The 16,620-nt window shown below is 62.0% G+C and carries 14 protein-coding genes and 1 riboswitch; of the genes, 5 read left to right on the top strand and 9 right to left on the bottom strand.

Going from position 1 to position 16,620, the window contains the following annotated elements; genetic code table 11:
* The first annotated feature begins 44 nt into the window (after window positions 1-44).
* Window positions 45-686: a dihydrofolate reductase family protein gene (locus B0E55_RS10915; protein WP_080909781.1), complete on the top strand. Its 642-nt coding sequence runs from the start codon at window positions 45-47 to the stop codon at window positions 684-686.
* A 48-nt stretch (window positions 687-734) separates the two neighbouring features.
* Here B0E55_RS10915 and B0E55_RS10910 read toward each other — a convergent pair whose 3' ends face one another.
* Window positions 735-1,043: a rhodanese-like domain-containing protein gene (locus B0E55_RS10910; protein WP_019747641.1), complete on the bottom strand. Its 309-nt coding sequence runs from the start codon at window positions 1,041-1,043 to the stop codon at window positions 735-737.
* Between the two features lie 85 nt (window positions 1,044-1,128).
* Here B0E55_RS10910 and B0E55_RS10905 point away from each other — a divergent pair, with 85 nt between their 5' ends.
* The gene (locus tag B0E55_RS10905; protein ID WP_031330946.1) at window positions 1,129-1,968 is read left to right on the top strand and encodes a CPBP family intramembrane glutamic endopeptidase; all 840 of its coding nucleotides are present in this window, start codon (window positions 1,129-1,131) and stop codon (window positions 1,966-1,968) included.
* 33 nt (window positions 1,969-2,001) lie between these two features.
* Window positions 2,002-2,892 carry a poly(ethylene terephthalate) hydrolase family protein gene (locus B0E55_RS10900; protein WP_080909697.1) on the top strand — a complete coding sequence of 297 codons (891 nt, stop codon included), beginning with the start codon at window positions 2,002-2,004 and terminating at the stop codon, window positions 2,890-2,892.
* Here B0E55_RS10900 and B0E55_RS10895 read toward each other — a convergent pair.
* The 4 genes from B0E55_RS10895 to B0E55_RS10880 form a co-directional block, all read right to left on the bottom strand.
* Window positions 2,879-3,886 (bottom strand): zinc-dependent alcohol dehydrogenase family protein, encoded by a 1,008-nt coding sequence (locus tag B0E55_RS10895; RefSeq protein ID WP_020906973.1) that lies wholly within the window; start codon window positions 3,884-3,886, stop codon window positions 2,879-2,881. The two genes, B0E55_RS10900 and B0E55_RS10895, sit on opposite strands and share 14 nt — an antisense overlap.
* 58 nt (window positions 3,887-3,944) lie before the next feature.
* Window positions 3,945-4,715 (bottom strand): glucose 1-dehydrogenase, encoded by a 771-nt coding sequence (locus B0E55_RS10890; RefSeq protein ID WP_020906972.1) that lies wholly within the window; start codon window positions 4,713-4,715, stop codon window positions 3,945-3,947.
* A 14-nt stretch (window positions 4,716-4,729) separates the two neighbouring features.
* On the bottom strand, window positions 4,730-5,077 hold the full coding sequence (locus B0E55_RS10885) for a hypothetical protein (RefSeq protein WP_007727425.1): 348 nt from the start codon (window positions 5,075-5,077) through the stop codon (window positions 4,730-4,732).
* Window positions 5,078-5,293: 216 nt separating this feature from the next.
* Window positions 5,294-8,581: an error-prone DNA polymerase gene (locus B0E55_RS10880; RefSeq protein WP_070386977.1), complete on the bottom strand. Its 3,288-nt coding sequence runs from the start codon at window positions 8,579-8,581 to the stop codon at window positions 5,294-5,296.
* Between the two features lie 269 nt (window positions 8,582-8,850).
* Here B0E55_RS10880 and phoA point away from each other — a divergent pair, with 269 nt between their 5' ends.
* Complete coding sequence (gene phoA, locus B0E55_RS10875; protein WP_019747635.1) at window positions 8,851-10,383, top strand: alkaline phosphatase; 1,533 nt, start codon at window positions 8,851-8,853, stop codon at window positions 10,381-10,383.
* Window positions 10,384-10,420: 37 nt separating this feature from the next.
* On the opposite strand, the gene B0E55_RS10870 is transcribed toward phoA, so the two are convergent.
* From B0E55_RS10870 to B0E55_RS10855, 4 genes are read right to left on the bottom strand one after another with little or no spacing between them, the layout of a single operon-like run.
* On the bottom strand, window positions 10,421-11,191 hold the full coding sequence (locus B0E55_RS10870) for a (2Fe-2S)-binding protein (protein WP_080909696.1): 771 nt from the start codon (window positions 11,189-11,191) through the stop codon (window positions 10,421-10,423).
* Window positions 11,188-12,021, bottom strand: a complete 834-nt coding sequence (locus tag B0E55_RS10865) for an ABC transporter ATP-binding protein (protein WP_080909695.1) — start codon at window positions 12,019-12,021, stop codon at window positions 11,188-11,190. Before B0E55_RS10865 ends, B0E55_RS10870 begins: the two co-directional genes overlap by 4 nt.
* Entirely contained in the window at window positions 12,018-13,058 is a 1,041-nt protein-coding gene (locus tag B0E55_RS10860) for a FecCD family ABC transporter permease (RefSeq protein ID WP_020969106.1), read from the bottom strand. Before B0E55_RS10860 ends, B0E55_RS10865 begins: the two co-directional genes overlap by 4 nt.
* Entirely contained in the window at window positions 13,055-14,050 is a 996-nt protein-coding gene (locus tag B0E55_RS10855; RefSeq protein WP_029537874.1) for an ABC transporter substrate-binding protein, read from the bottom strand. The genes B0E55_RS10860 and B0E55_RS10855 overlap by 4 nt, the downstream gene beginning before the upstream one ends.
* Before the next feature lie 116 nt (window positions 14,051-14,166).
* Window positions 14,167-14,314: riboswitch (cobalamin riboswitch) on the bottom strand.
* Window positions 14,315-14,383: 69 nt separating this feature from the next.
* On the opposite strand from B0E55_RS10855, the gene B0E55_RS10850 reads away from it, so the two are divergent.
* Window positions 14,384-16,504, top strand: a complete 2,121-nt coding sequence (locus B0E55_RS10850) for an MMPL family transporter (protein WP_080909694.1) — start codon at window positions 14,384-14,386, stop codon at window positions 16,502-16,504.
* Window positions 16,505-16,620 lie beyond the last annotated feature (116 nt).

Raw genomic sequence — 16,620 nt, 5'->3', positions numbered from 1 at the left:
CGGTCTGTACTCACGTAGACCATTGTCGAGAGCGGGAGTACATGGTGAGTCAGTTATTACGAGTACAGAATTTCAGCGTTTCCAGTGACGGAATAGCCTGCGGTCCGGACCAAAGCTTCGAGAGCCCGTTCGGCCTGGACCACGGTGAAATGTTTGCGTGGGCGGGAGCTACAGCGAGCTGGCCCAATCGCACCGATCCCGGCGGCAGCCGAGGCATCGACGACTATTTCACGCGGGACTTCTCCAACAACATCGGTGCCGAAATCATGGGCCGCAACAAATTCGCACCATACCGCGGCCCTTGGGAGAATCTCGAGTGGCAGGGGTGGTGGGGCGACGAGCCACCGTTCCACACCCCGGTTTTTGTCTTGACCCACCACGTGCGGCCGTCGTTCACGCTATCGGACACGACATTCCACTTCGTCAACGCTGCCCCGGCGACGGCCCTCGAGCAGGCACGTGAGGCAGCGCAGGGCAAGGACGTTCGACTCGGCGGCGGGGTCAGCACTATCCGTGAATTCCTCGACGCCGATCTGGTCGACACGATGCACATCGCTGTCTGCCCGATCGAATTCGGATCCGGTCTACGCCTGTGGGAGACACCTGATGAGTTGCGCGACCGCTTCAACCTCGAAATCGTGCCGAGCCCGAGCGGCGTGACGCATCACCTGTTCTGGCGAAAGTGACCGGTGGGGGCGGCTCCCGAAACGGGAACTGCCCCCATCAGTTGTGTCTTAGGCTCCGGTCTCGACCTGGCGCCCCGACTGGTACCACGCCATTGTTCCACCGGCCACCGAAACGGCATTGATGCCACGGGCCTGCAGATACTCCGCGGCCTGCAGGCTACGGCCACCGACGGCGCAGATGATGTACACCGTTTCCGCGTCCGGAATTTCACCGACGCGAGAGACGAATTCGCTGAGCGGAATGAGCGCCGCACCGGGAACTCGGACCTGAGCGAACTCGTCGGGCTCACGGACGTCGATCAGCGGCTCACCTGCCGCCAATGCCGTGTCCAGTGCATTCAAGTCGACTTCCAACATGTCTTCTGCGTCCTGCCTTCGTGTTCGCTGCTGTCCGAATAGACGGTACCGCGTGATTTCGTGTGGTTGCCTTTACGATCTGACAATGACCAATACTGTTCCCGAAAAGTCGGGTTTTTGGAGTCGACCCACTTTGTGGAAGTTGCTCCTTCTCATCGTTGCCTATTTGGTCTTCTACCTTGCCGCCGGGCAGGTGATCTCGCGTGTTTTCGCCGACCAGATCGACACGGACAACGTGGTCTCGAGTGCCTCGAGCATCATCTTCGGCGTCATGTTGCCCATCGCGATCGGTGCAGTTGCGTTGCTGATCTTCACGGTCAAGGTCGGCTGGCTCAGCAGTATCTTCGGTCCTCAACCGGTACGCGGACGCGGCTGGATGTGGATCGGGCCGATTATCGTCGTTGCCGCCATCGCTGCCCACCTGGCCGGAACCGACTGGAGCGCGTGGTCGGCCGGCGAAATCGTCTCGTTGATCGCCCTCGGTGTATGTGTCGGTCTCGCAGAGGAATTGGTCACCCGAGGTATTGCAGTGAAGATGCTTCGTGATGCCGGCCACCGAGAACGCTTCGTCGCTGTTGTGTCGTCCCTACTGTTCGCACTCATGCACACGGTGAACTTCATCGCGGGAATGGAACTGGCAACAGTCCTTGCCACCGTCGTCTACACCTTCGGATTCGGAATGTGCATGTACTTGACCATGCGCGTGACGGGCACGATCTGGGCCGCAATCGTGTTGCACGGCCTCACCGACCCCACCACCATTCTCTCGACCGGCGGGCTCGACACCTCGGTGACGACGGGTGCCAGCGGAGCCACCACGATCGCCACACTGCTCACTGTCGTGCTGGTCGCCTTCGGCGTAGTTGCCATCTTCTTCATCCGCGGCCGGGTCGGCGAAGAGCAGCCCACGCGCGTCTCGGCCTGACTGATCGCATGGGTACAAGACATACTTGTACCCATGCCTTCTCGGACCACACATTCGATCGCCGTCGTGACCGCATCTTTTGTTCTGGCACTATCGGGCGCCGTCACACACGCCAGTGCGGGGGTTCCGGCCGCTCCCGAAGCCGCGACTACCGAATCCATCGCATCGGAGTCGATCAGCGATCTGTACGCAGCCCAGGGTGCGCACGAGGTGGCGGCCGATTCGGTTCCCGGATACCAATTGTTCTACCCAGCCGACTTGTCCGCTGATGGCAAGCGGCATCCCGTCATCACGTTCGGCAACGGCAGCTACGCGACGTTCGAAGAGTACGAGGCCCTCCTCCGACACTTTGCGTCGTGGGGTTTTGTTGTTGTGGTGGCCGACAGCAGTGTGACCGGCGACGGTACTGAAATCTTGGGCGCCGCTCAGTACCTCGTCGATCAGAACACCAACGCTGAGAGCATTTTTCACCAGAGGATCGATACCGACAACATCGCCTCGGTCGGGCACTCCCAGGGGGCAGGCGGCGCGATCAACGCTGCAACGCAGTCGGCGAATCTGATCACCGCCACTGCGGTGCTCGACCTGCCGGACCCGTGGTGGGCTTCGCGACCTGTCGATGTCATCGACGTCGCGAAGTTGACCGGGCCGACGTTCTTCATGACCGGCTCCGACGATCCGGTCTCCACCGCCGATCCACAAGCTGAGTACTTCGACAAAACCGCAGCACCGGCGGTCCGGGGCAGATTACTTGGCGTCGGCCACAATTGGGCCGCCGACGGCGAAGGATTCCGGGGTTACCTGACCGCGTGGCTGAGGTTCGCCCTCAGCGGCGACCAGACTGCCGGACGTGCGTTTGTCGGCGACTCGGCGGAAATCCTCACCGATCCCCATTGGGACCGGCAAGCGATCAAGGGTTTGTGATGACGATCTTGCCGTAGGCCTGCCCGGATTTCTGCTGCTCGAACGCCTCGGCAAGATCGTCCAGACGGTACGACGAATCGATGACGGGACGAAGCGCGAGGCTCTCCAGCCCTGCAACCATCTCCTCCTGATGTGCACGACTGCCCACCAGAACACCTTCGATGGTGACCTGTTTGGTCAGTAGCGAAGTCAGGTCGATCGACGACGACGGGCCGTTCATGATGCCCAGCGCGCAGATCCGGCCGCCTGGTCGGACTGCCGCCAGAGATTGACCGAGGGTGGACGGCCCGCCCACGTCGAGCACAAGGTCGATCCCGCCGCTGAGCCGCATCGCTTCCGATCCCCAGTCCGGGCGCTCACGGTAGTTGACCACGTGATCGGCACCTAGCTCGGTCAATCGAGCCATCTTGTCGGGAGCCGACGAGGTTGCGATCACCTGAGCTCCAGCAGCTTTGGCAAGCTGGACGGCAAACAGCGCTACCGTGCTGGTCCCGGGAATCAACACCGACGAACCTGGGATGATCGGGACGCCGGCAAACAATGCACGCCACGCGGACAAGCCCGCAGTGGGCAAGGTAGCGGCTTCTTCGTACGTGTAGTTTCGCGGCATCGACGTCACTGCCGATACCGGCACGGTGACGGTGTCACGGGCGAACCCGTCGACGCCGTCACCGGGTGAATTTCCGAATCCGTCGAAATCCGGTGCACCGCTGCGCCAATGCGGCAGATAGGTGCTCATCACACGGTCCCCGACCCCGAACTGTGTGACGCCGTCGCCGACGGCAACTACCTCGCCCGCTGCGTCGGACAAGAGAATGCGAGGGCCGTCGGTCGGTATCTCGCCGGTCGCCACGAGGTAGTCGTGGTGGTTGAGCGAATTCGCGCGGATCGCGATCGTCACCTCACCCGCACCTGGGCCTGGCGTCTCGATCGTCCTCGATTCGAGGTTGTTCAACCCTCCAGGCGGAAGTACGTATACAGCGCGGTTGGTCATGGTGTGGATCCTCGCACGATTGACGATTTCGGGTGACGTTCGGAAAGGGTTCCGCTGCTCAGAGGAGAGAAGCGGTGAACCCTCCGTCGAGCACCAGGCTGCTGCCGTTGCACCACGACGACTGGTCGCTCGCAAAGAACACTGCGGCGGCGGCGACTTCCTCGGTCCGGCCGTAGCGGGTTTGCTTCGTGACCATCAGGTCGTCGAAGCCGCCGGACTCGAGGCCGAGTGCGTTCTCGAAATCCTGTTGGTGACTCTTGACCAGGTCTGTGTCGATGAATCCGGGTAGCAGGGCATTGGCTCGGATTCCGTGGAAGCGAAGTTCGGCTGACAGGGTTTCGGTGAGATTGCGAACTGCTGCTTTGGCGGCGGCATAGCTACCGATCAAGGGCGACCCGGTGGTCGACGAGATCGACGAGATGTTCACGATCGAACCGCCTCCGGATGCGACGAGCGCGGGTAGCGAATGACGGACGGTCAAGAACACTCCATCGAGGTTGACCGACATGACTTTCCGCCAGTCCTCGAACGAGGTCTCGATCAGCGGAGTCGTGGTGGCGATGCCGGCGTTGGGTACTACGACGTTCAGTCCGCCGAACTCTTCGACCGCCCTGGCGACGAGATCCTTGACCTGCTGTTCGTCGGTGACATCAGTGGTGACAGCGATAGCTCCGTCGATCGAGTCCGCCACTGCCTGTGCTGCGTCACCGTTGATGTCGGAGACTACGACGCTCGCGCCCTCCGCCCCGAATGCCCGGGCAATGGCGGCGCCGATTCCGGCACCTGCGCCGGTGACAATTGCAACTTTGTTCGCGAGAAGATCGGACATGTCAGCGTTCCCCTTCAGTTCTCGGTCGGGACGTAGAAAAGCAATTCGGGTCCGGTGTCGCCGGTAGTCGCGATGGCCTCGGACATGTCGAGAGTCCCGTCGCCCAAAGCACTTCCCAACGCCTGCGCCGTGCCCGCGAGATCTTCCGTGTCGAGTTGATAGATGCTCAGGTAGCGGCGCGCGGGCAATGCATCCTCGGGCAGCAACTGCACATCCGCCAGGAAGAATCGGGAGGCGGAGACAACTCCAGGCACTCGTTCGACGACCTGCGGAATATGCACGTCGTCGTACCAGCGGTTGAACGCGTCCTCCGAAGACGGATCGGCAGGGTGTACGTGTGCGACGAGAATCGCTGTGCTCATGGAGTTCCTCTTCAACTCGAAGTGCTTTGGATTCAGCATGTTTGGAAGGCGACAATATTCACCAGCGAGGCCACTGGTCGTGGCGGTGCCAGGCGATTCGATGGCCGCTCAAGCGACAACCCTAGGTAGGGATTGTGACCCGCGCCATATGCTCGGAGGTCAGAGTTGAGCTCCACATTTGTCCTCTCGGCACAAAACTCCGAGCAGAATCGGGCATTAGCGAAAGTCTCGCGACTTGGCTGTGACTCGCAGATCCATCAGCTGCATCCGGTCTGCCACGACGGTGACAGCGCCTTCCGCATTTTGCACCTTTCCTCGAATAAGCAACGCCGGCGCCGTATTTGCCAGTTTTCGGTACTTTGCCCACAACCCCACCGAACACACGACATTGACCATGCCGGTTTCGTCTTCGAGGTTGATGAACGTGACGCCCGCAGCTGTGGCCGGACGCTGCCGGTGTGTGACCGCTCCCCCTACCAGCACACGGTCGCCGTCCGGGATGTCGAGCAGCCTCGAAGCCGGCACCACGCCGAGCGCGTCGAGCTGTGGGCGAAGAAACTGTGTCGGATACGTGTCGGGAGATACTCCTGTCGCCCAGACATCCGCTGCCGCCAATTCGACGTCGCTCATGCCGGGAAGGGTGGGAGCTGTGACCGACGCACCGATACCGGGCAAGCGGTCCGGACGCTCCCCTGCCGCAGCGCCCGCAGCCCACAGCGCTTCTCTACGCGAGATGCCGAAGCTGGCAAGCGCGCCGGCAGTCGCCAACGATTCAGCTTGCGCGGTAGTCAGTTCCACCCGACCGGTCAGATCGAGAAACGACGTGAACGGTCCACCGAGGTCGCGCTGTTCGACAATTTTCTCGGCGAGCGCATCGCCGATGTTGCGCACTTCCCCCAGTCCCAGCCGAACCTCGAATCCACCTGCCTCGACGGTGGCATGCGCGAGGCTGACATTGATGTCTGCACCGTGTACCTGCACTCCGTGCCGGCGCGCATCGGCGACCAGGGACTGTGGTGAGTAGAAACCCATCGGCTGCGCTCGCAGAAGCCCGGCACAGAACGCGGCGGGGTGATGAAGCTTGAACCACGAGGAGTAGAAGACCAGTGCGGCAAAACTCTGTGAATGACTTTCCGGAAAACCGAAATTAGCGAATGCGTACAGCTTTTCGTAGATTCGGTCGGCAACCTCGTCGCCGATGCCATGTAGGTCTCGCATGCCCTGGTACAGCCTCGCTCGCAGTTGCTCCATCTTCTCGGTGGAACGTTTCGATCCCATTGCCCGACGCAATTGATCGGCCTCGGACGGCGTGAAACCCGCAACGTCGACGGCCATCTGCATCAACTGTTCCTGAAACAACGGAACCCCCAATGTGCGTTCGAGTGCCTTCTCGAGCGACGGATGGTCATAGGACACAGGTTCGAGTTTGTTGCGCCGGCGGATGTACGGATGGACTGATCCGCCTTGAATCGGCCCGGGACGGATGAGCGCGACTTCGACCACCAGGTCGTAGAAATTTCGAGGCTTCAGACGCGGCAGTGTCGCCATCTGCGCACGTGATTCCACTTGGAACACCCCTACCGAATCTGCCCGCTGCAACATCTCGTACACCGCTGTTTCCGACAGATCGAGTTGCGCCAAATCGACTGTGATGCCTTTGTGTTCGGCCACCAGATCCATCATGTAATGCAAAGCCGAGAGCATGCCGAGCCCGAGTAGATCGAACTTGACCAACCCAGCGGCAGCACAATCGTCCTTGTCCCACTGCAGGACACTGCGATTGGCCATCCGCGCCCACTCCACCGGGCAAACGTCGGCGATGGGACGATCACAGATGACCATTCCGCCGGAGTGGATACCGAGGTGCCGTGGATAGCCTTCGATCTGCGCCGCCAGTTCGAGTACCGGACGCGGAATATCGGTATCCGCATTCTTGTCGATACCACCCCACCGGCCGACCTGCTTACTCCACGCATCTTGCTGGCCCTGCGAAAAGCCAAGCGCGCGGGCCATGTCCCGCACCGACGACTTTCCTCGATAGGTGATGACATTGGCTACCTGCGCGGCATACGTACGCCCGTATTTCGCGTACACGTGCTGGATCGCCTCTTCCCGGCGATCCGACTCGATGTCCACGTCGATATCCGGTGGGCCGTCGCGCTCGGGCGCAAGAAACCGCTCGAACAGCAATTTGTTGCGAACCGGATCGACGTTGGTGATGCCGATCGCGTAACACACCGCAGAGTTCGCAGCGGAACCCCTTCCCTGACAGAGGATGTCGTTGTTCTTGCAGAACGACACGATGTCATGCACGACCAGGAAGTATCCGGGAAAGTTCAATCCCTCGATGATGGCAAGTTCATGTTCGAGCTGTTTGTATGCCTTCGGTGCACCTTCCGGGGGTCCGTAGCGTTCCAGCGCCCCGACCATGGTCAGCTCACGCAACCACGACGCCTCGGTATGCCCGGCAGGAACGTCGAACGGTGGCAATTTGGGCGCGATGAGCTTGAGATCGAAAGCGCACTCACGACCAAGATCGGCGGCACCACTGACAGCCTCGGGATAGAGCGAGAACAGCGTCGCCATCTCCGCGCCGGACCGCAGGTGTGCTCCGCCGGTCGGAGCCAACCATCCAGCTGCCTCATCCAAGCTTTGACGCGCCCGCACAGCTGCCATTGCCATGGCGAGGCGTCGACGCGGAGGAGCGGCGAAGTGTGCGGCGGTGGTCGCCACCGTACGTAGTCCACGTTCTCTCGCCAGTTCTGCAAGAACGGCATTGCGCTCGTCGTCCTCCGCCAACCCATGATGAGTGAGCTCCACCGACACTCGCTCCGCCCCGAAACGCTCGACCAGATCCTGCAAGGCCTCCGCCGCGGCTTCGCGACCACCCGACGTCAAGGCTTGCCGCACATGACCTTTGCGGCACCCGGTCAGGATCTGCCAGTGCCCACCGGCGGCTTCGGTCAGCGCGTCGTAGTTGTACTGCAGTTTGCCCTTCTCACCGCCCGCCAGATGTGCGGCGGCTATCTCCCGCGAAAGACGGCGATATCCTTCCTGCCCACGGGCAAGTACCAGAAGATGCGTTCCACCGGGATCTGCCGTCCCAGTTCTGGGTACCGAATCGAGCGACAACTCGGCCCCGAACACGGTCCGCATTCCCCATTCACGCGCAGCCTCCGCAAACCTCACCACGCCGTAGAACCCGTCGTGATCGGTGACGGCAATCGCCTCGAGCCCGAGACGCACAGCTTCCTCGACCAGTTCTTCCGGCGGTGATGCGCCGTCGAGGAAGCTGAAGGCCGAGTGAGCGTGCAGTTCTGCGTAAGGAACCACGCCGGTGCCACGAGTGAGTTCGCCTGCGTGATACTCGCCGCGCTTTCGTGACCAGGCGGGACTGTCACTTCCGTCGCCCGGGAACAAATCCTCGTGTTCCACGCGGCCTGGCCGTCCGGACAGCACCCGTTCCATCTCGGACCACGTCGGCGGCCCATTTCCCCAACCCACACTGACCTCGCACCTGATCGAGCCGGCCGTCACGGGACGACCGACTGCTCGAGGATGCCGAAAGGGAAGACGCACCACATGCATCGAACTGATGTTCGATGCAGATTCAGTCTGACAGGTCACTCACCCGCAGTCAACAGAGCGAATCTCAACCCTCACCGTCTAGTCACATTCAGATGTACGCATGTCTGCACTCCGTTCACTTTGGCCCCAGATCATTAGCGGCGTTCATAATCTCCATCCATACTGTTTCCAGGAGTACTACTCGTATGTCGTTCTCGCGCAACACACGTAGGTTGACGGCCGTCGCCGGCGCCGTCGCCGTTCTGGCCGCTGCCGGCTGCAGCAGCAGTGCCGACGAGGCAACAGGCTCCAACGGCACGACCGTCGATCGCGCCGCGACCGGCGAACTGTCCTCGAACGGTGGTGCTCGCCGCATCGACGGTGATCAGTCGGCCGCAGTGCGTGACGCCGTCAACGCTTCCGGCGCGAAGAACGTCATCCTCCTGATCGGGGACGGCATGGGCGACTCGGAGATCACCGCCGCGCGCAACTACGCCGAGGGTGCTGCTGGCAGCTTCGCCGGCCTCGACGCCCTGCCGATCACCGGCCAGTACACGCACTACGCACTGACCAAGGACGGCAAGCCCGACTACGTCACCGACTCCGCTGCCAGTGGATCGGCATGGTCCACCGGCACCAAGACCTACAACGGCGCGATTTCGGTCGACATCAAGGGGCAGGCCCAGTCGACCGTCCTCGAGATCGCCAAGGCGAACGGCAAGGCCACCGGCAACGTCTCCACCGCCGAGGTGCAGGACGCCACCCCCGCAGTGCAGGTCGCGCACGTGAGCGGCCGCAAGTGCTACGGACCCGAGGCGACGTCCAAGTCCTGCCCGGAGAACGCCATCGAGAACGGCGGCAAGGGATCGATCAGCGAACAGCTCCTCGACACCCGCGCCGACGTCACCTTTGCCGGCGGCGCCAAGTCCTTCGCCGAAACCGCGAAAGCCGGTGACTGGCAGGGCAAGACCCTCAACGAGCAAGCTGCCGCTCGTGGCTACCAGCTGGTGAAGAATGCCGCCGAGATGAACGAGGTCGGCAAGGCCGATCAGGACGCACCCGTGCTCGGACTGTTCGCCGACGGCAACATGCCCGTCCGCTGGGAAGGCTCTGTCGCCACCCGCGACGGTTACCTGCAGCCCGCCGAAACCTGCGTCGACAATCCCAAGCGAACCTCCGACGTACCGAAGCTCGCGGACATGACGCAGAAGGCGATCGATCTGCTGAAGGTCAACGACAACGGATTCTTCCTCCAAGTCGAAGGTGCCTCGATCGACAAGCAAGATCACGCAGCCAACGCGTGCGGTCAGATCGGTGAAACCGTCGACCTCGACGAAGCTGTGCAGAAGGCACTCGAATTTGCGAAGACCGACGGAGAAACCCTGGTCATCGTCACAGCCGACCACGCTCACACCAGCCAGATCGTCACCAACGTCAGCGCAGACGACATCGCCACCATCGCCAAGGACCAGAACATCCCGGTCGAGCGCGCCCAGGAAATCGTCTACCCCGGTCTGACCCGCAAGCTGACCACGAAGGACGGCTCGGAGATGACGATCAGCTACGGAACGTCCGAAGATCCGGCCGTCGAATCCGAAGGGCATACCGGAACTCAGTTGCGCGTAGCAGCTTTCGGCCCGCACGCGGCCAATGTCAGCGGCCTCACGGACCAGACCGATCTGTTCTTCACGATGACCGATGCGCTGGGACTCGACCGTTCCAAGGTCGCAGCTCACTGACCTGACAACACCCGACCCGGTAAAGGCCTGGGTCCAGTCACACCAGAGCAGCCAAGGCGCGCACCCGATCTTCGGGTGCGCGCTTCGGGCAACTGGTGCACTTACCTTCACCGGGCACCTCGTAAATCAGGCAGCACGACGCGCGCTGCGTGAATCTGCGTCGCCCGGATGCCACCGGTGTCAACGGATTAGAAACGCGAACAACACTTTCATTGCGGTCGACATCGACGAAACGCGGAACCGGAATGCCCGGGTTCTCACCGCGGAGAACATCGATCAGGCCGGCAGCAAATGCACTTCCGCGCTCCCTCGCGCTACCGGCGGCGTCGAGGCTGCGATTGGCGATGGAGTCCGTCGCGATCGCCCACAGCGCCTGCTGCCGAACGCCGGACACCTCGGCGAGTACCTCGATCACGGGACTGAGTGAGCGGAACATCGCGTGGCCCAACTCCGCCACACTCCGCGAGATCGGAATGACCGACCCGGCAGCAAACCCTCCCAGATAGCCGTTGTCACGCAAGAAGATCCGCCCACCGTCCAACGATGGATCGGCCGCGAACCCGGTCACCATTCCGGTTCCGATCGGAATGCCAGTCAGCGTGGAACTGGCCGAGTACCACCACAACGTGCCGTTCACTCGGTTGTCCGAACTCCCCCATCGCTCGGCCGTATCGGCGACACGTGCTGCCAACCACTGGGGGTCGGTCATCAACACCGCGGGCACCGTATCCGGATACGCGCTCAGGTTGTCGAAGAACGGCACCGCTAATGCCATACGGGCGTAGATCCCGGCTACCGATTCCGTCATGCCAGCCCCAATATCTCCATCCGCGGACGTACTCCGCGTTCGACTCGCGCCTTGATGCCGAAAACCTCGGCCAACAACGGCTCGTCCAACACCTCGACCGTAGACCCACACGCGCGGAGTTCACCTTCGGTGAGCACGGCAAGGTTGTCGCAGTACTCGACTGCCAACCGTAGATCGTGCATCGTGACCACAACCGCGAGCCCCGCCGACGCAAGTTCGGCGAGCAATTCCATCACAATCAACTGGTGACGAAGATCGAGATGATTGGTCGGCTCGTCCAACAACAGAACCTTGGGCTCCTGAGCCAATGCGCGCGCTATCGAGACACGTTGCCGCTCACCACCCGACAGGGTGGACACGTCGCGTCCGGCAAGCTCGACCAGACCAACCTGCTCGATGCACCGGTCCACGATGGCGGTATCTCGCTCAGTGTTTCGGTCCAACCAGCTACGGTGCGGAGTTCGTCCGAGCGCGATCGATTCACGAACCGAAAGTCCTGCCGAGACAGTAGGTTCCTGGACGCTCGCCGAGATGGTTTTGGCGATGTCCTTACGCGAGAGCGTCGTCGAGTCGGCTTGATCGATCAGAACTGCGCCACCTGTCGGAGTCAAAGCGTTGTAGCAGCAGCGCAGCGCCGTCGTCTTGCCACTGCCGTTGGGTCCGACCAAGCCCAATATTTCGCCGGACGTCACCGCGAAAGTGATGCCGCGCAGGACTTCGCGGTTGCCAAGCCGCGCCCGGGTCTCGACGAGTTCGAGCAGAGGCGCGGCTTCGGCGTCCTTCGGGAGTGTCACTGTTCTGGCCTGTGTCACTGTTCTGGTCTGCGTCACTGTTCGAGCCTCCGATACTGCCGGTAGAGCATCCAGACGAAGATCGGTGCACCCACGAGGGCGGTGATCACTCCGACCGGAACTTCGGTGGATTGTGCCACCGAGCGCGCAGCGGTATCCGCGGCAACCATCGCGACGGCGCCCAGAAGGGCTGCAGCAGGGAGCAGTCGAATTGCTCTGGTGCCGACGATGAAACCGGCCAGATGTGGGATCAGGAGGCCGATGAATCCGATTCCACCGGCAACGCTGACTGCCGCGCCCGCCAGTACGGAGACCGCAAGCAAGGACAACACTCGGAACCGTCGGACGTTCATACCGAGGGCAGCAGCCCCGTCGTCACCGGTCTGCAAGACGTCCATCCACCGCGAACTGAACAGAAGGGCTGTGCCGACGACGACCAGTGTGATCGTCGGGAAGATCAGCGTCGACCATCGCGCATCACCGAATCCGCCGGCAATCCAGTGCATCACCGACGTCACGTGCCGATCATCGGCCAACACCAGGATGCAAAAGGTGATGAGCGCCGAGAATATCTGGGCGAGCGCTACACCCACCAAAATGATCGCGGTCGGCTGCGGATACCGGCCGCCGATCAGCAGTGCGAGAAACAACGGGATCATCGCCCCGACGAATGCTGCGACCGGAATCGTGAAAACCCCGAGGAGGCCGGCGCCGAAACCCAGCACCGACACGAGCACCACCATGAATCCCGCACCCGACGAAACTCCGAGCAGATACGGGTCGGCAAGAGGATTCCGTGTGACAGCCTGAGCAACAGCACCCGACATCGCCAAGGAAGCACCCACGACCGCAGCCGTGAGTGCACGTGGCAGGCGGGAGTCGATCACGATCGACTCCCGCGCCGCGGTCCACCACGTTTCGAAAGTCCCTGGCGCCAAACGGGCTCCGACTATCGCCCAGACGTCACCGACGGGAATGCGAACCGATCCCAAGGAGACGGCCAACCCCAGGACGATCGCCAAGGCGACCGCCAAGCCGACAAGTAGGGCGCCGTACCCGTAACGCGTGCGGGTCACTTCGCCGCGTCAGCGCCCGGATGGAAGGCCGTCGCGATGGTCTGTGCCGAACGCACCAACCGTGAACTCTCGAACAGGTCCGCGAGAGGAACCACGACGAACCGGTTCTGCTGCACAGCAGGGGTGGTCGCCATCAACGGCTGGGCGCGGAGGAAGTCGATCTTCTGCTCGGCGGTCTTGTCTCCGTAGTCGATGACCACGATCGCCTGGGGTGCACGCTCGGCAACAGCTTCCCACGATGCGTCGATGTAGGGCTTTGTCCCTTCGGCGAAGATGTTCGAGACGCCGGAGTATTCCGCGACCAATTGACCGACGCCGACTCCGCCGATAGTCGTCGGAACCTGGTCACCACTGTCGTAGAAGAAGGTCGGTACCGGCGCCGCGTCTCCGACCGAAGCGCGGACGGAATCGAGACCATCGCTGATCTCCTCTGCGACCTCGCGGGCGGAATCTTCGACGCCCAGGACTCGACCGAGTTGCGTGTAGTCGTTCTCGAGCAATCCGATGTCGGGGAAACCGGTGCCACAGTATTCCGAGAAGAGGAAGGTGTTGATTCCGCGCTCGCCGAAAGCGTCTCGGGAACGGCCTTGCTTCTCGTTGAAGGCACTGGTCATTCCTCCGACCACGAAGTCCGGATCGACGTCGAGGACCTGCTCCATGCTGGGGAACGTATCGGAGAGGCTGGGAATCTTGTTGAATACATCGGCGGTCTCCGCAGTTGGCGGGTTGTCGCTGTACGCCCGACCGACGATCCGGTCACCCGCACCGATTTCGATGAGCGCCTCGGTGACATGCCCGTTCAAAGACACGATGCGCTGCGGCGGCGAGTCGAAGGTCATCTCTCGATCGCAGTTGGTCACGGACACAGCCTGTGCGAAGGATTCCGCAGCAGACGCGGACTCTGATTCCTGGCCTTTGGAACAACCTGCCGAAACAAAGGCGACCGCGATGAGAACAGCGGCGGCGCGGGACGGGGAGAACTGAAGTGACACGGGGACCTCGTAAGGGCTCTGAGCCACGAATGAGAATCCGACAGACAACTCCGCCCGCACACTGATACTCGGCCAGAGCTCCTGCTGGACTTCCTTTTCGTAGACCACGACGAATGGATGTCGCACACCGCGCGGTGGGTAATCGGGCTTGCCGACGCTCGGTGACTACCGAGAATCGACCTACCGTTGCGGGTCAGCGCCGGATTCGGACCGGCTTCCCCCACACACGTGGCTTGCAAGTGCTTCGAGCAGTATGCATGACGTTTCCGATTCAAGACCAAACGCCCACTACAGTCGATCTGGCCAGACGCCCCCACACACCGGAGTTGATACATGACACGCTGGGCCCAAACCGTCGTCGCCCGGAAATGGTGGGTACTGAGCCTCGCGGTTCTGATAGTTCTCATCAGTGGGGTGTGGGGACTCGGAGTGTTCGGCAAGCTCAGCCAGGGCGGCTTCATCGATCCGGGCAGCGACTCCGCGAAGGTTGCGGACATCATCGAAGACAATCTCGGACCGCAGACCCCGGACATCATCGCGATCTACTCACCCACAGACGGTAAGACCCTCGACGACATCGGGCCGGCAGTGACGGTCGCCGTCGACCAGTTCAAAACGGAAGTGCCGACCGCGTCGGTGAAGTCGTATTGGGGAACGGACGCCGCGGCCAAGGCTAGTCTGCTCTCGAACGACGGATCCATGGCGGCCGTTGCGATCACGTTGGCACCGGACTCGGGCGTCACACCTGCTACTTTCGCCGATCTCTTGCCGAAGCTCGAAGTTGAAGGTGCCGAGGCACAATTCGCGGGTAATACCGTTGTCGGCGTCGCGTTCAACACCAAGCTGGAGAAAGACCTGGTGGTCGCCGAAGCCATCGCCATTCCGATCACTCTGGTGCTGCTGGTCTTCATCTTCGGCGGCGTCGTCGCTGCGGCGGTTCCGGTGTTCGTGGGTGTACTCAGTGTCTTGAGCGCCTTGGCGGTTCTGCGAGTCCTCACGCTGATCACCGATGTGTCCTCGTTCTCGATCAACGTCGCTTCTCTTCTCGGGTTGGGACTTGCAATCGACTACGGACTGTTCGTGGTCGGTCGGTTCCGTGAAGAACTGAATTCGGGCTCGGACCCGGGAGCGGCTGCGCAGCGGACAGCTCTGACCGCGGGTCGCACCGTCATGTTCTCGGGTCTGCTGCTGATCTGCGCGTTCAGCGGCATGCTCGTTTTCCCGCAGGCCGTCATCCGGTCTTTGGGTTTCGGTGCGATCGCAGCAGTACTGAGCGCGGCAGTTCTGTCGCTGACCGCTGTGCCTGCGCTGCTTGCCATTCTGGGGCATCGCATCAACGCCCTGACGTGGCGCAAGGATGCGGCGCAACGCGGCGAGGAACGCTCGCGCAAGTTCTGGGGCCGCGTCGTCACGTGGGTGATGAAGCGTCCGGTCGCGGTCTCGGTGACGATCGTGGCCGTGCTGCTCGTGATGGCCTCGCCGCTGCTCGGTGCCCGTTTGGGAGAACTCTCGTACACCGCACTCCCGGACAACGACCCCGCTCGCGTCGCAATGGACACGTTGGTCAACGACTTCCCGCAGACCGGCAACGGCGCGACGATGATCCTTCAGGCCGAGGACGGGAACACTCTCACCCCGGCCGAAGGTGCAGCGATCGCCGAGTCCGCCGGTCAGGTCGAGGGCATCGGTCAGGCGACCGTCGTCGCGAGCACCAATCAACTCATCGCGGTTCAGGCTCTCTACAGCGAGGGCTCTACACCCCAATCACAGAGCACCGCAGTGACAGATCTGCGCGCGATCTCCGCTCCTGACGGAACAGTGCTGCTTGTCGGTGGCGGTCAAGCCATGGTCGACGACGGCAACAACGCCGTCCTGCACTGGTTGCCGGTGATGATCCTCATCATGGTCGGATCGACCTTGATCCTGTTGTTCCTCGCGTTCGGTTCGGTGGTCCTGCCCATCAAGGCGGTACTGATGGCCGCGCTGAGCCTCGCGACCACCTTCGGTGTCCTCACCTTCGTCTTCCAGGACGGTCACGGCGTCGAACTCCTCGGGGTCAGTCAAACTCCGCTGGAGGCGACGTTCGTCGTGCTCATCCTGGCGGTGGTGTTCGGATTGTCCACGGACTACGAGGTTTTCCTGATGTCCCGGATGGTCGAGGCCAAGAACGCGGGAGCGACGACGGAGGAAGCAGTCAAGTTCGGAACCGAACGCACCGGCCGAATCGTGACGGCCGCCGCCCTACTCCTGATCGTGGTGACGGGGGCATTCGCGATGTCCGGGTTGTCGGTGATGAAGTTCCTGGGCGTCGGCATGATCGTCGCGCTGATCGTCGACGCGACCATCATCCGCATGTTGCTCGTGCCCTCGCTGGTGAAGTTGATGGGCGAAGCGAACTGGTGGGCTCCGGCCTGGATGAAAAAAGTTCACGCGAAGGTCGGCATCGGCCACTGATTTCGGGCCACTGATCACGCACTAGTGGATTTCCCTGATCGGGCTGTCGTCCTCGAGGATGACTGCCCGATCAGGGAAATCGCTCCGCAGGGCGATGTTCTCCGAAGCTGATTTCG

It is taken from the genome of Rhodococcus sp. 66b (genome assembly GCF_002076325.1).
Classification (GTDB): Bacteria; Actinomycetota; Actinomycetes; order Mycobacteriales; family Mycobacteriaceae; genus Rhodococcus_F; species Rhodococcus_F erythropolis.
Note: the sequence above shows the minus strand (reverse complement) of the source record. Positions and strands in the feature narration are given on the sequence as shown.

Excerpts from the sequence above, each read along its gene's own strand:
- B0E55_RS10870 (WP_080909696.1), bottom strand. The coding sequence starts at position 11,191 with ATGACGGAATCGGTAGCCGGGATCTACGCCCGTATGGCATTAGCGGTG.
- B0E55_RS10910 (WP_019747641.1), bottom strand. The coding sequence starts at position 1,043 with ATGTTGGAAGTCGACTTGAATGCACTGGACACGGCATTGGCGGCAGGT.
- B0E55_RS10850 (WP_080909694.1), top strand. The coding sequence starts at position 14,384 with ATGACACGCTGGGCCCAAACCGTCGTCGCCCGGAAATGGTGGGTACTG.
- B0E55_RS10900 (WP_080909697.1), top strand. The coding sequence starts at position 2,002 with ATGCCTTCTCGGACCACACATTCGATCGCCGTCGTGACCGCATCTTTT.
- B0E55_RS10895 (WP_020906973.1), bottom strand. The coding sequence starts at position 3,886 with ATGACCAACCGCGCTGTATACGTACTTCCGCCTGGAGGGTTGAACAAC.
- phoA (WP_019747635.1), top strand. The coding sequence starts at position 8,851 with ATGTCGTTCTCGCGCAACACACGTAGGTTGACGGCCGTCGCCGGCGCC.
- B0E55_RS10905 (WP_031330946.1), top strand. The coding sequence starts at position 1,129 with ATGACCAATACTGTTCCCGAAAAGTCGGGTTTTTGGAGTCGACCCACT.
- B0E55_RS10890 (WP_020906972.1), bottom strand. The coding sequence starts at position 4,715 with ATGTCCGATCTTCTCGCGAACAAAGTTGCAATTGTCACCGGCGCAGGT.
- B0E55_RS10885 (WP_007727425.1), bottom strand. The coding sequence starts at position 5,077 with ATGAGCACAGCGATTCTCGTCGCACACGTACACCCTGCCGATCCGTCT.